Source organism: Engelhardtia mirabilis (genome assembly GCF_007748095.1).
Classification (GTDB): Bacteria; Planctomycetota; UBA1135; order UBA1135.
The window spans coordinates 3,025,812-3,039,966 of record NZ_CP036287.1 but is presented as its reverse complement, the minus strand read 5'-3'; the positions used below and the strand labels follow the sequence as shown (position 1 = coordinate 3,039,966).

Below are 14,155 nucleotides of genomic sequence, written 5' to 3'. Positions count from 1 at the left end.
CGAATCCCCATGACTGCCACCTGCAAGCGCATCCCCCTCCCGGACCGAGCTCCCTCGAACGAGGCCGTCTCGGCCATCGCGCAGGCCTTGGACGGCGGCGGAGTCGTCGGCCTGCCGACGGAGTGCGGCTACGTCCTGGCGGCGGACGTCAACGACCCGGGGGTCCTGGCCGCGTTCGGCTCGAACGCCACACCTTTGGTGCAGGCCGTTGCGGGACCGAACCGGGCGACCGGCGATCTGCAGTTGCAGCCACTGGTGGCGCGCCTGGTAGAGCGCTACTGGCCGGGCCCCTTGACCATCGACGGCATCGCCTCGGACGCCCGCCGGCGAGCATTCCGCGCGACGGCCCACGTCGGGACCCGAGGCCTGGTGGAGGCGCTCGGACACGGGCTGGTGTGGACGCCGGCGTCGGACGCCGAGGGCGCCGCGTTGACCGACGCCGACGCGGTCGAGCGGGTCCACGGCTCGGGCCTGCGCCTGCTCGCCGACGGCGGCCCCACCCGGCTGGCGGAGGCGGCGGCGGTGCTGCGCGTCGGGCCGGGGGCGTTCGAGCTGACCCGCGAGGGGCTCCTACCGATCGAGAGCCTGCGTCAGACTGCGGGCCTTTCGATCGGCTTCGTGTGCACCGGCAACACCTGCCGCAGCCCCATGGCCGAGACCCTGGCCCGGGCTGACCTGGCGCGACGCCTCGCCAGTGACGACCTCACGCGCTTCGGCTTCAGCGTGGTCTCGGCGGGCGTGTTCGCTGGACCGGGGTCACCGCCCTCGGCCCACGCTGTTACGGCCATGGCCGAGCGCGGACTGGACCTGGAAGGACATCGCTCGCGATCGGCCACCCCGGAACTCATTGCCAGCCTCGACCGGGTCTACTGCCTGACCCGCTCCCACCTCGAGGCCCTACGGATGTCCCTGCCGCCGGGGCGCGCCGACCATCTGGACCTGCTGGATCCGCAGGGGGGCGACGTTCCCGACCCGGTCGGCGGCTCCCTCGACGACTACCAACGCTGCGCCCGAGCGATCGCCGCCATGGTCAGCGCCCGTGGCGAGAGCTGGGCCTGAGGCGTTCGTCAGTCGGCCTCGGCCTCGTCGAGGACCTTCCAAGCACCCTGGGAGTTCGGGGCACTCAGCAGTCCCTGGCGCACGGACTCCTGCCTGAGCACCCGGGCCACGTCGGCCAGGGTGCGGATATGCAGCAGCTTCTGGGCGCGCGGAATCAAGAGCACCACGACCAGGTAGCTCGGCCGGGCGTCGATGGCCTCGAAGGCCAAGCCTTCGGGCGACTGCACCACCCCCATGCAGGCCACCAGCTCGTCGAGTGCGTCGACGGCGGCGTGGGGGATCGCGATCCCGTGCTCCATGCCGGTGGACATGGACCGTTCACGGGCCAGGACCAATTCCAGCAGCTCGCCGCGGGCGTCCTCGGGAATCCGCCCGCACTTGACCAGGTGGGCGACCAGGCGCGCGATCGCGTCCCACTTGTCAACGGCTTCCAAGGGGACCAACAGGTCCTCCTGTCGCAGGAGCTCGGAAAGGCGCATCGAGGGTGGGAGCGGGACGGGGACAGCGGCGGCCGTGGGCCGAACATGGTGCCGACGTCGGAGATGGTCTGGAAGGGCGAGGCGGCCCTCTTGATGCTTCGGCGGGAAGATTAGGCTTCCCCGAACGTCGCACTACATCGCGAGGCATCCTCTCCACAGGTCGCGGGTTTGACACGTGACCGGCGGCTCCATAGAGTGCCCGCGATCGCCTCCGATCGGGGCGCCTAAATCAAGACAGCACAACGAGATAAGCTCAACCAAACGGTGAGTCGCGGCGCGCCGCAAGGCCCCCCTGGGGGCCACGCGCCTGGCTCGCCCGGCTCACGTCCTCGACCGACTCGGCGACCTCCGGTCACCGAAACGGGCGCCGAGGCCTCGGGGCCTCAGGCCAAGAATGCCGGCCATCGGCCGAATTCGGCCCTTCCACCGAACACGCCCGCGACCGCAGAAGCCACTCGCCGACCGACGCTCGAACATGATCGCCACCCTGCTCGCCTCTCTGCTGCTCAGCGCCTCGCCGGCGCCCGCCCCCGCCGTCACGGCTGCATCGACGTCGGCGGCTGTCGCCCCTGCGTCGACAACACCGCTGGTCCAGAACGGACGAGGTGGAGGAGGCGGGAACGCTGCCGCCAGCGGCAACTCGGCCAACCAAGAGGGCGCCGTCCCCCCCATCCAGGCGGAGGGCGACTTCTTCATCCTCAACTTCGCCGAGAAGGAGGATGACGAGGGCATGTCCCTGCTCGAGTTCATCAAGGCCTGCGAGCAGGCCACAGGACTCCAGTTCATCGTGCCCAAGGAGGCCAGCGACGAGCTGAAGAACGAGACGGTGCGGATGATCGGAACGAAGCGAATCCCCAAGCAGGATTTCTACAGCTTCTTTCAGATCATCATGTTCATCCACAACTTCGCGTGCGTCGAGGTCGGCGCCCCGCCGTTGACGGTGACCGTGATCCAGAGCCTGGCCTCGAGCAACGCGCGGACCCAGGGTTCGATCCGCCAGAAGTCGATCTACGTGCTGCCCGAGGAGCTTGACGGCTACGCGGACCAGCCGGCCACGCTGATCACCACCGTGGTCACCCTGCCGCACACCGACGTGCGCCAGCTGTCGAACTCCCTGCGCAGCCTGATCACCGATCAGAACACCCTGAACATGGTCCCCGCGGGCAACAGCGACTCGCTGATCCTGCAGGGCTTCGGCAGCTACATCGTCCAGCTCGCCAAGCTGCTGTTCCTGATCGACCAGGAGTCGATCATCCCGCCCCCCGATCCGCCGGTGTTCGACTACGTCCCGCTCGAGTTCGCCTCGGCCGACGACGTCTCCGACATGGTCGAGCAACTGCTCGAGGCCAGCCAGGAGGCGGAGCAGGTCGCGCGGCAGGCCGCCGGCGAGACCACGACGCCCCAGGCCCGCAACCAATCGAGCGCCAAGATCATCGTCGACCGGCGAACGAACTCGCTCGCGGTCGTCGCGCTTCCCAAGGACCTGCCGGCAATCAAGGAGCTGATCGCGCGCCTCGACACCGAGGTGATCGAGCCCGAGCGCTCCTACAACGTCTACACCCTTGCCAACGTGGGCGCGGAGGAGCTGGCCGACGTGCTGGAGAGCTTCCTGGAGGACGCCGCGCGGGTGACCGACAGCGCGAACCGTTCGTCGGGCAGTTCCCAGCAGGGTGGCTCCAGCGGCAGCTCGAGCACCGAGGAGGTCGTGGTCGTGCCCGAACCGGCCACCAACTCCCTGCTGATCGCCGCCAACAAGACTCGCTACGCCGAGGTGGTTCAGCTGATCCAGGACCTCGACCGCCGCGCGGACCAGGTGCTGATCGAGACCGCGCTGATCGAGCTGTCGGGTAACGACTTCCAGGACATCGGCGTCGAGCTCGGCTTCGCCGATCTTCCGGGCACCAGCGAGACCGGTGGCTTCGGCATCACGAGCTGGGGCCTTTCGACCCTCGAGGACCTGGACCTGGACGGCATCCCGGACGCCCGGGTGCCCACCTTCGCGAGCGGTATCACCGCCGGCATCCTCGACGGCGACGACTTCGCCCTGCCCTTCCTGGTGCGCCTCCTGCAGACGCGCGAGAACGCCAACGTGCTCTCGGTGCCGTCGATCCTGGTCAACAACAACGACAGCGCCACGGTCTCGACCCTGGACGAGCGCCCCTTCACCCAGATCACCGCGACCGGCGGCGTGAGCGGCCAGACCCAGGAGAACTTCCAGGGCTACCAGGAGGCGGGTATCACGCTCACCATCTCGCCCTCGATCAGCGCCTCGCGCTACCTGCGCCTGGGCGTCGAGTTGGAAGTCTCCAACTTCCTCGGCAGCACGACCAACGCCTCGATCCCCCCGCCGCGCGTGACGCGTCGCCTGCAGACGACGATCAACGTCCCCGACGGCGACACGATGATCATCGGCGGTGTGATCACCAACAACACGACCTTGCTGCGGCAGCAGACGCCGTGGCTCGGTGACCTGCCGATCATCGGCGCCCTGTTCCGCCGCGACCAGGAGACCGAAGACCGGCGCACGCTCTACTTCTTCGTCACGCCCCACATCCTGGCCGACGAGGACTTCGCCGACCTGGCCGAGATCTCCTATCGCAAGAAGCTCGAGGCGTCCGACATCATCGGCGCCGACCGCCTGCGCGTGATCGACCCCGACTTCGGGATCGGCGACGACGAGAACACGCTGATGGGCTTCGAAGTGCCGCTGTACCGCCGCCCGCCGGTGGGCGAGGTCGATCCCGCCGACGTCGGCATCGACGCCCAGCGTCGGCGCGAGATGCTCGACGGTGCTTCCGAGAAGGCAGCTGCCAAGCAAGCGGCAGCGCAGGACGCCGTCTATGGCATCAACATGGTTCCCGAGACACCGGAAACCACCGCGAGTGGAGCCACCCCCGAGCTGGTACCGGCCGCAACTAGCGGAGGCGACGACCAGTGACCTCGGTTGCCGACATCCTGGTCGAAAGGGGCCTGTCCCGCGAGAAGCTGGACGAGTGCCGTCGGATCGCCTCGACGTCCGGCGAATCCCTCGATCGCGTCATCGTCAAGAAGGACTACCTGCCTGAGGTCGCGGTACTGCAGGCCTACGGCCAGTTGCTCGGCTACGAAGTGCGCGAGTCCCTCGACGGCCTACGGGTCCCGGCGGGCTTCGTCGATCGGATCCCGGTCCAGTTCTCGCGCAACTACAGCCTGGTAGCCCTCGAGCAGGACGAGTTGGGCGTGATGCGGGTGGCCACGAGTTCACCGCTCGACACCAACCCGATGGACGACCTCGCGGCCATGCTCGGCACCGAGGTCGAGCCGGTCCTGGCGCCCCTGGGTGAGATCAACACGTTGATCGCCCGCGCCTACCGCCACAAGGCGGACGGGGTCGACCAGGCACTGGCCGATGTGGCGGACGACGCCGACATCGCCGGCCTGGCCAAGGAGGTCGAGGACGCGGAAGACGTCCTCGACGTCTCCAACAAGGCCCCCATCATCAAGCTGGTCAACACGATCCTGTTCCAGTCCTTGAAGATGCGCGCGTCGGATGTGCACTTCCATCCGTACCCCGACCGCACGCAGGTCCGCTTCCGCATCGACGGCATCCTCTACAACATGGATTCCATCCCGCGCAAGGCCCACGAAGCGATCGTCAGTCGCGTCAAGGTCATGGGCAAGATGGACATCGCCGAGCGGCGACTGCCCCAGGATGGTCGCGCGTCGATCCGACTGGGCGAGGGTGAGGTCGACGTCCGGATCAGCTCGGTGCCGACCAGCAATGGCGAGCGCATCGTCATGCGTCTGCTCGACAAGTCGGCCCGGCTGTACACGATCGACGAGATCGGGCTGGAAGAGAAGAACCGCGCGATGCTGCGTGAGTTCATCAACTACACCTCGGGCATCGTGCTCGTCACCGGCCCCACTGGCTCGGGCAAGACGACCACGCTGTACGCGGCCATGACCGAGATCGACACGACGCAGAAGAACGTCCTGACGATCGAGGATCCCGTCGAGTACTCCCTGGCCGGCATCAGCCAGGTGCAGGTGGCCGCCAAGAAGGGTCTGACCTTCGCCGCCGGCCTGCGCTCGTTCCTGCGCCAGGACCCCGACGTGATGATGGTCGGTGAGATTCGAGACCTGGAGACGGCCGAGGTGGCGATCCGCGCCGCTCTCACGGGCCACCTGGTCTTCTCGACCGTCCACACCAACGACGCGGCCAGCACGATCGTGCGGATGGTCGACCAGGGCGTCGAGCCGTACCTGGTGGCCAGCTCGATCGTGCTCGTGATCGCCCAACGGCTGGTGCGGACGATCTGCTCCCACTGCCGGACCGAAGAGGACATCGACGACGAGTGGGCGGCCAAGCTCAAGAAGCTCGGCATGACCAGCGAAGAGCTCGGCGGACGCATCGCCGTGGGTGCCGGCTGCGAGGAGTGCTACCACACGGGCTACAGCGGCCGGACCGCCATCTACGAGTTCCTGCCCGTCGACGAAGCCATGCGAACCCAGGTCATGGAGGGCGCGACCGCCTCGGTGATCCAGCGCTCGGCGATCGAGCGGGGTCTGATCACCCTGCGCCTCGATGGCTGCCAGAAGATCCGTGACCGCCACACCACGCCCGACGAAGTGCTGCGAATGACGCAGCTCGAAATGGGCTGAGCCGCGGCTCGGCCCTGGCCCCTTCCGACTCAAACGTGCCCATCTACGAGTACAAGGCCTACGCCGAGGGCGGATCCACCCGCACCGGTGTGATTGACGCCGACACGCCGCGCGAGGCGCGTCAGCGTCTGCGGAAGGACAAGCTGCTGGTCTCCGACCTGCGGGTGGTCCGCAAGCGCGGCAAGAGTCGCGGTGGATCCCCGGCAGTCTCGGCCAAGGGTAAGGGCGACTCTCGCGGCAAGGACCGCAAGCCGGGCTTCCTGACCCGCTACATGGAGCACCGGCGGGCCAACTCCGGCGGCGCGTCCGGGCGCGACCTGGAGCTGGTGGGTGCGATCACGCGGCAACTGGGCACCTTGCTGGGCGCCGGCATTCCGCTGGCGGAGGCACTGCGCGCCATCATCGAGCAGGCCGAGTCTCGACGGATCGAGACCCTCTTCCGGGAGTTGCGCGAACGCATCACCCAGGGCAACAGCCTGGGCGACTCCCTGGCCGAGCACCCGGAACTGTTCAGCGAGCTCTACGTGAACATGGTTCGCGCCGGTGAGGCGACCGGTCAGGTGGACGTGGTGCTGACGCGCCTGGCCGACTTCCTCCAGGCTCAACGGGCCCTGCAGCGCAAGGTCGTCTCGGCCCTGACCTACCCCCTGCTGATGGTCGGGCTGGGCGTGATCGTCGTCAGTATCCTGATGGCTGTCGTCGTGCCCCGCATCACCGCGATGCTCAAGGACACCGGCCAGACCCTGCCCTTGCCGACGCAGATCCTCGTCGGGGTCTCGGAGTTCTTCAAGGTCTACTGGTGGGTGCTGTTCCTGGCGGTTGCAGCGATCTCGGCACTGCTCGAGCGGTACTACCGCTCGCCCAAGGGGCGCATGAAGATCGACCGCTTCCTGCTCGGGGTGCCGCTGCTCGGCGAGCTCTTCCGCAAGCGCGCCGTCTCCCGCTTCTCGCGCACCCTGGCCACCCTGCTCTCGAGCGGGGTGCCGGCGGTCCAAGCCCTGGAGATCACCGCGGACGTGGTCGGCAACCAGGTCATCGCCAAGGCCACGACCGAGATCAAGGACAAGATCATCGAGGGCACGGACATCGCCAGTCCGCTCAAGGCGACCGGGGTCTTCCCCGCCAGCGTGGGCTACATGGTCTCCGTTGGGGAGGCCTCGGGCGAGCTGGAGCAGATGCTCGACCGCGTGGCCGACGCCTACGACGAGGAGGTCGACGTCGTGACCGAACGGGTCACCACGGTCCTCGAGCCGATCATGATCGTTGTGCTGGCCGTGATCGTCGGCTTCATCGTGATCTCGATCGTCCTGCCCATCCTCCAAACCACCCAGATCGGCTGATCCTCGGCGCCGCCTCGGCCCCGGCGAATCGGACGCTCACCCCGGGCCTTCGGCCCCGTACATCCAAACAACGGACTCTCCAACCATGAAGAACCGCATCCTCCGACGCTCGCGGCGTGAAGGCTTCTCGCTCGCCGAGTTGATGGTCGTGATCGTGATCATCGGCCTGCTCGTGGGCGTCGTCGCCCCCAACGCCTTCAAGTACCTGTTCAAGGGCCAGGAAACTCGGATGAGGTCCGACCTGGTCTCGATCGCAGGCGCCCTGGACAATTACGCCCTCAGCAACGGCGGGGTCTACCCGGACTCCCTCGACGCCCTGGTCGAAGAGGACGAGACGGGCGAGACCTATTTGAAGTCCGGCGGCAAGATTCCGACCGACCCCTGGAAGAACGAGTACCAGTACGACCCGCCCTCCGGCGGACAGGACTTCCGCGTCTACTCCATGGGTGAGGACGGCCAGATCGGCGGCGAGGGCAAGGCGGCCGACCGCGACCAGAACTGGGCCAAGGGCCTGAGCGACGACGAGTGAGTCCGTCCCCGTGATGCGCCTGCCCGATCGCCCGGCAGCTGGGACCATGGCTAGCCGCTCTTCTATGGAAGGTCGCGCTGTGAAGGGTGTAGCAGTGAGCGGTGCAGCAGCGCGCGGTGCCACGGCACGGTCGAGCGGCGGCACGCAGGGCTTCACCCTGGTAGAGCTGCTCGTCGTGCTGGTACTGATCGGCCTACTGGTCGGCGTGGTCGCCGTCTCTTGGCGCTCGGTCCTCCCCCGGGCCAACCTGGCGGCGGACATCCGCGTGATCGCGGCACGGATCTCTGGTGCGCGATCGGAAGCGATCTCGCGAGGCTCGGAGTACTTCGTCCACATCGACATGACGAGTGGCGAGTACTGGCTCGAGACGCCCTTCAACGCGAAGGGCGAGTTCGAGCCCAACGTCGATCAGCGAGTCAACATGCAGCGCACCAAGCTGCATCAGGGTGTGCGCTTCGCCCTCGTGACGATCAACGGCGAGGAGTACGCGGACGAGACGATCCAGTTGCGTTTCGACCCTCTCGGCGCGACGGACGACGTCACGATCCTGCTGCACAACGAGACCTTCGACCAATACCACACGATCGAGATGCTGGCCCTGACCGGCCTGCTCCGATTCCACGAAGATCCCAACTTCCGTCGCGAGCTGGTCGACGACGGAGATTTCGACTGATCCCATGCGACTCCCACGCAGGCTAGTGCCAAGCGAATCCACACGCGGTCCTTCCCGAGGTGACGGCTTCACCCTGGCCGAGGTCGCCGTGACGATCGTGATCGTCGGCGTCGCCCTGGTAATGCTGGTCGAGGGCCTGAACAAGTCCAAGTTCGAAGCGGCCCACACTCGCAACCTCAAGGTGGCGCGCGAGCTGGCCCTGATGACCCTGGGCGAGATCGCCGGTGGCGAGTGGCGTGAGGAGATCGAGGACGGCCTCGACGAGCAGACCTACGCGGACCAGGGTTACCCCCTGTTCCACTGGGAAGTGCTGGTCGGGGACGAGCAGTTCCCCGAGCTCGAGGATGTCGAGAGCAATCTGCCCTACGACGCGATCGAGGCACGCAGGGAACGCGAGCGCGAACAGCTGGAGGATTCGGACGGAGACGAAGAGCTACTCGAGGAGCCCTACGAGCAGGTCCGTATCCGCGTCACCTTCCCCACCACCGGCAGGTACAAGGGTGAGCTGATGCTGGAGCAGTGGATCGAATGGGAGCTCGTCTACGGCAAGCCTGAGGAAGGGGGCGGTGCGCGATGAAGGTGTTCCACGACGGGCGACTCCAAGACGGGCTAGCGCGGCGGGCTTCGACCCTCGTCCACCGAGCCCGGTCCCTGGGTGCGCCGCGCGCCGGCTTCACCCTGGCCGAAGTGCTGGTGGTTACGGTGATCATGTCCAGCATCCTGGTCGGCATCTCGAGCGTCCTGGCGAGCGCGCGCGCCACCCGGGACCTGATCCACAACATCCAAGAGAACCAGCTCGCGGGCCCGGCGATCCTCGACAACATCGAGCGCGACCTGCGTAGCATCTTCGTATTCGGTCGGCCCCCCGCCGACGCCCTGCGGATCCAGGATCGCACCCTGGCCGGGCGTGACGGCGACCGCATCGACTTCGTCACCAGCACGGGCAGCCTGGCGCCGATCTTCGTCGGTAACGACAGGTTGCACTCCGACTTCAACGAGGTCGGCTACTGCCTGCGGCCCAACCCGCGCAACGACGACTTCCTGGAGATCTACCGGCGCGAGGGCTTCGGGGTCGACAACGAGCCCTTCAGCGGCGGTCGCTACACCTTCCTCCACGACCGCGTGAAGGACTTCAACATCGAGGTCTACGCGGACGAGACCGAAGAGGATCCCGAACCGCTCGACGAGTGGACCGCCGAGGATGAACAGGTGGGACTGCCGGCGCGGATCGAGATCACGCTGACCCTGGAGCTTGCGCCCCGCCTGGTGCGCGAACAGATCAAGCTGGCCGATGTCGAGAAACGCACGGTCGAGTACCGGCGTGTGATCCGCTTCCCCGAGTACCTTCGCAACGCGATGGTCGTTCAGCCCCTGCCCAAGATCCCTGTGATCGGCCCACCCCAGGCGGGCGCCGGCGACCTGGGCGGCGGAGGCATCGCAGACGGCGGCGCGGGCGGTGAGGGCCTTGGGGACGGTGGCGGCTTCGGCGGCAGCGGCGGCTTCCCCGGTGGGGGCGGCGGCGGCAACACCGGCAGCTTCACCCAGATCCTGTCCGGCGGTGGCAACGGGCCGACGTCGGTCCCGCCGCTGTTCGGTGGTGGCGGCTGATTCACGACAGGGCCCAGCTCCTCAGCGGGCCCAGCCGCTCAGAGCGGCTGGCCCAGGACTGCACGACCCCGCAGGTAGGGTCGCAAGGGCTCGGGGACCGCGATCCGGCCATCGGCCAGTTGGCAGTTCTCGAGCAGGGCGATCAGCATCCGCGTGCTCGCGGCCACGGTGTTGTTGAGGGTGTGGCAGAAGTGCACTTTGCCCTCGCCGTCCCGGTACCTGAGCATCAGTCGCCGCGCCTGGAAGTCGTGGAAGCGCGAGGCTGAGTGGGTTTCGCCGTAGCCCTCACGTGAGGGCATCCACGTCTCGATGTCGAACTTCTGCACTTGGGGCTGGCCCAGGTCACCGCCACAGACGTTGACCACCCGGTATGGCAATCCCAGGGCGATCATTACGGCCTCCGCGTTCTGGAGGATGGCCTGGTGGTGCTCGATCGAGCGCTGGGCGTCGGCGATGTCGATGACCACCTGCTCGACCTTCTGGAACTGGTGCACCCGGTACAGGCCGCGCGTGTCGCGCCCGGCTGCACCGGCCTCGCGCCGGTAGCAGGAGGACAGGGCCACGTAGCGCCGCGGGAGTTGATCGAGCGGCAGGATCTCCTCCGCGTGCAGCGCCGTGACCGGCACCTCGGCGGTTCCCACCAGGCACAGATCGTCGCGCTCGTCGCAGCGGTAGGCCTGGTCCTCGCCACCAGGGAAGTAGCCCGTGCCGTACATGACCTCCGTGCGCACGAGGGTCGGTACCGAAAGGGGCGTGAAGCCCCGCTCGACCATGTGCTCCAGGGCGAAGCGCATCACGGCCCCCTCCAGCAGCGAAAGATCGCCCTTGAGGATGTAGTTGCGGCTGCCGGCGATGCGTGCGCCCGCAATGGTGTCGAGCCAACCCTGCCCCTCGGCCAGGGTCACGTGGTCGCGCGGCTCGAAGGCGAAGCTAGTGGGCTCCCCCACCCGCTTGATCTCGACGTTGTCGCTGTCGTCTACCCCGTCGGGAACGTCGTCGGCCGGAATGTTGGGGACGCGATCGAGGTGCCCCTGAAGCTCGGCCTTGAGCGCCGCGACTTCATCCTCGAGGACTTTCAGCTCGGCCTTGAGCTCGGTCTGCTGGGCGATGATCCGCTCGCGCTCCTGCGGGCTGGCCTTGCCCATCGCCTTGCCCGTGGCCTTCTGCTCGGCCCGAAGCTCGTCGAAGCGTTGCCCCCGCGCGCGTACCTCGACGTCGAGTTCCAGGATCCGGTCGACGTCGCAAGGGATGCGCTTCTTGGCGGCCGCGGCACGAACGGCGTCCGGCTCGGCGCGGATGAACTTCAGGTCCAGCAACTTGGGTCTCGGGGGGGCTCGGGTTTCGTACGGAGTGCGGACAAGCGGGTGGCGGGCCAGATTCTACGCCCTGCGGAGGCCCCGACCCGCGCCCGGATGGGCGGCCACAACGGGATCGCGCCCTACCTCAGGCAGGCTCGATGTCAGGGCCGCCCTCCGCCCGGACTCACTGGACCGGCGGCTTCCAATCGGACTCGATCTTGCCGAGGAGCTTGTTCTTCTTCTCCGTCAGCATGATCTCGACCTCGGCCCCGTACTTGTTCTCGACCGACTGATCGAGGGGCTTCCAGGCCTGGTCCTGTCCGAGGTCGGTGATGGTCTGTGCATCGCCGATGACCTGCATCTTGGTGCCCTTGCCTCCGCGCCCGCTCCCGGCCTTGCGAATGGAGATCTCCGGCGAATTGCGCGTCTCCCACATTCGGTGGTAGCGCTCACCCGCGACCCCCACGGGGACCACCGAAGACCCAATCACGGTGATCTGGTCGCCGTCGAGCTCCGCATCGAAGTCGAAGCCGAAGGGCGCACCGAATTGAACTTCGACCTCCTCGTCAGGGCGCACGTAGATCGCGCCGCCCCGCAGGGGTGCGGTCACCCCAGCCTTGACGATCGAACGACCGCCCTCGCGGACCGTGCCTCCCAGGATCTGGTACTTGCCCGCCGGGACCTGCTGGCCCTTCTTCGCATCGGAGATATCGAAGACCGCGCCCTGCAGGGCGTCGACCCCTTCGATCAGCAGCGAGGCGAACTCGACCCCCTTGGCATCGAGCTTGATGGTCCCGGTGTTCAGCTCGGCGGGGTAGAGGGTGAACGACTTGCCCCGCGCGATCGAGTCGATCTGGTACCACTGCTCGCCGATCTGCACCAACGTGCTCCAGGGCAGGGCCTTCTTGGCGCCATCGATCACGACCGAGTCGACCACCGGCTCGTACTCTTTCTCGCGCATGCCGTAGCGCGTGTAGAGCAGCGGCGGACTGCCGTAGATCCCGTCGAGGTTGTCATCGATGACCTGAACTTTCACGCCGTCGACTTCGAACTCCGCGGCCGCGGCCGGCGCCAAGTAGACGGTCAGGAACTCGTCCGTGGGCGAGTAGTTCATCGAGATACCGAACAGGTACTCGGGATTGGTCGCGTTCCGCATCAGGAAGGCCCAGGGACGCAACTCGGAGCTGCGCCCGACCGTGGTCTCGATCAGCTTGGTGCGACCACTCAGCGCGACCTCGATCGGGTCGCCCTCAAGCGGCCGGATCGTGATCGTCTCGAAGGCGCTGCGCTCGATGGTGGGTCCCCCATCGATGTTGCCGACCTTCACGTCCGAACCGACACGCCCCATTCCCACGGCCTGCCAAGTGAGCGCCGCATCGTCGGCCCAGTAGTTGGGGCGCTCGATCGCAGTCAGCTCCTCGATCGTTGTGAAGGTGGACGCAAAGGGCATACCGCTGCCCAGGGAGAGTCCCGCCGCTGTGTTCGGATCGAGGGCGGCACCGAGCGTCTCGAGGTAGGCGATCTGCTCCTTGACGGCGGTGTAGTTCGCGCCCTCCAACTCGATCGAGTCACGGTGCTCGATGAAGGCCTTGTAGGCCTCGAGCACCAGGGGCAGGTTGGCCTCCTCCTCGGTGAGCGTCTCCGCGTTGACCGACGTCCCGGCCAGCAGCACGATCTCGGACGCGTAGTAGTGGTCGCCGATCTCGTCGAAGCTCTTGTGAATGGCCATGGCCTCTTCCGCCAGGCCCTCGAGCTTGCGCGAGCGTTCGTCGGAGCGCTCCTGCGCCTTGGCCGCGATGATCTGTTCGCGCACCTTGTCGTAGCGAGCCTTGGCGGACACGTGGGCCCGACGCACCTCGGGCCGCATGAGCTGGTAGTAAGTCTCCATCTTCGACACGAATGACGTGCCATGGGCCTCCTTCCAGCCGGCCTTGAGCCACTTCAGGTCCTGACCCAGGTCCGGACCCGGGGTCTCCCCCATCGCCTCGGCAGTGAAGATCACGAAGTTGCGCGTGTTCATCTCGTTGCGCCGGATCAGTTGACCGACGTTACGGGTGTCACCGATCTTCGAGGCCTGGCGGAACTCGGCCTTGAAGTCCTCGTAGCTCAACTCCTGGGCCGCGGCAGCAACTGCACTGAGGGCCCGGGCTGCGGGACTCGATGGCGTAGTCGCCCCCATGAACTCCGCAGGCGGAACCGGGAGCACCGCAGCGGGGAGCACCGCAGCGGGAAGCACCGCAGCGGGCGGCAGGCCGAGTAGGAGCAGCGACGGCAGGGCGAGGGCGGACAGGCTGGTCAATCGCGTCATGGCGGTGGTCTCTGTTCCACCGAGGCCACCCGGCCCCAGCGGGTTCACAGTGTAGCCCCGGTCTGCGGCCCATTGCCCAGGGCGATGGGGTCTCGCACCGGGGCTCCTGAACCCGTTTCACCACCCGTATCAGCCGCCCGGGCTCGGAGCGGGCCACGCCGGGAATCGACCACGCCCGCCGGGCCCCTCCGCGGCTCGCGCCACGGACTCGATCGAGGGC

The 14,155-nt window shown here is 67.3% G+C and carries 11 protein-coding genes; 8 read left to right on the top strand and 3 right to left on the bottom strand.

Annotated elements, in window-relative coordinates:
- Positions 1-9 precede the first annotated feature (9 nt).
- Positions 10-1,059, top strand: a complete 1,050-nt coding sequence (locus Pla133_RS11110) for an arsenate reductase/protein-tyrosine-phosphatase family protein (protein ID WP_419192371.1) — start codon at positions 10-12, stop codon at positions 1,057-1,059.
- An 8-nt stretch (positions 1,060-1,067) separates the two neighbouring features.
- Here Pla133_RS11110 and Pla133_RS11105 read toward each other — a convergent pair whose 3' ends face one another.
- Positions 1,068-1,538 carry a PTS sugar transporter subunit IIA gene (locus Pla133_RS11105; protein ID WP_145065155.1) on the bottom strand — a complete coding sequence of 157 codons (471 nt, stop codon included), beginning with the start codon at positions 1,536-1,538 and terminating at the stop codon, positions 1,068-1,070.
- A 475-nt stretch (positions 1,539-2,013) separates the two neighbouring features.
- Here Pla133_RS11105 and Pla133_RS11100 point away from each other — a divergent pair, with 475 nt between their 5' ends.
- The 7 genes from Pla133_RS11100 (at position 2,014) to Pla133_RS11070 (ending at position 10,329) form a co-directional block, all read left to right on the top strand.
- A complete protein-coding gene (locus Pla133_RS11100; RefSeq protein WP_419192370.1) occupies positions 2,014-4,476 on the top strand; it encodes a secretin N-terminal domain-containing protein in 2,463 nt (820 codons plus the stop codon).
- The gene (locus Pla133_RS11095; protein WP_145065151.1) at positions 4,473-6,179 is read left to right on the top strand and encodes a GspE/PulE family protein; all 1,707 of its coding nucleotides are present in this window, start codon (positions 4,473-4,475) and stop codon (positions 6,177-6,179) included. The genes Pla133_RS11100 and Pla133_RS11095 overlap by 4 nt, the downstream gene beginning before the upstream one ends.
- 35 nt (positions 6,180-6,214) lie before the next feature.
- Positions 6,215-7,519 carry a type II secretion system F family protein gene (locus tag Pla133_RS11090; RefSeq protein WP_145065149.1) on the top strand — a complete coding sequence of 435 codons (1,305 nt, stop codon included), beginning with the start codon at positions 6,215-6,217 and terminating at the stop codon, positions 7,517-7,519.
- Between the two features lie 85 nt (positions 7,520-7,604).
- Positions 7,605-8,048 carry a type II secretion system major pseudopilin GspG gene (gspG, locus tag Pla133_RS11085; RefSeq protein ID WP_145065147.1) on the top strand — a complete coding sequence of 148 codons (444 nt, stop codon included), beginning with the start codon at positions 7,605-7,607 and terminating at the stop codon, positions 8,046-8,048.
- Between the two features lie 94 nt (positions 8,049-8,142).
- A complete protein-coding gene (locus Pla133_RS11080; RefSeq protein ID WP_419192369.1) occupies positions 8,143-8,721 on the top strand; it encodes a prepilin-type N-terminal cleavage/methylation domain-containing protein in 579 nt (192 codons plus the stop codon).
- Positions 8,722-8,725: 4 nt separating this feature from the next.
- Positions 8,726-9,298: a type II secretion system protein gene (locus Pla133_RS11075; protein ID WP_145065143.1), complete on the top strand. Its 573-nt coding sequence runs from the start codon at positions 8,726-8,728 to the stop codon at positions 9,296-9,298.
- Entirely contained in the window at positions 9,295-10,329 is a 1,035-nt protein-coding gene (locus Pla133_RS11070; RefSeq protein WP_145065141.1) for a PulJ/GspJ family protein, read from the top strand. Before Pla133_RS11075 ends, Pla133_RS11070 begins: the two co-directional genes overlap by 4 nt.
- 38 nt (positions 10,330-10,367) lie before the next feature.
- Here Pla133_RS11070 and serS read toward each other — a convergent pair whose 3' ends face one another.
- Together serS and Pla133_RS11060 are read right to left on the bottom strand one after the other, a co-directional pair.
- Positions 10,368-11,645, bottom strand: a complete 1,278-nt coding sequence (serS, locus tag Pla133_RS11065) for a serine--tRNA ligase (RefSeq protein WP_145065139.1) — start codon at positions 11,643-11,645, stop codon at positions 10,368-10,370.
- Positions 11,646-11,811: 166 nt separating this feature from the next.
- Complete coding sequence (locus Pla133_RS11060) at positions 11,812-13,935, bottom strand: hypothetical protein (RefSeq protein WP_145065137.1); 2,124 nt, start codon at positions 13,933-13,935, stop codon at positions 11,812-11,814.
- Positions 13,936-14,155: the final 220 nt, after the last annotated feature.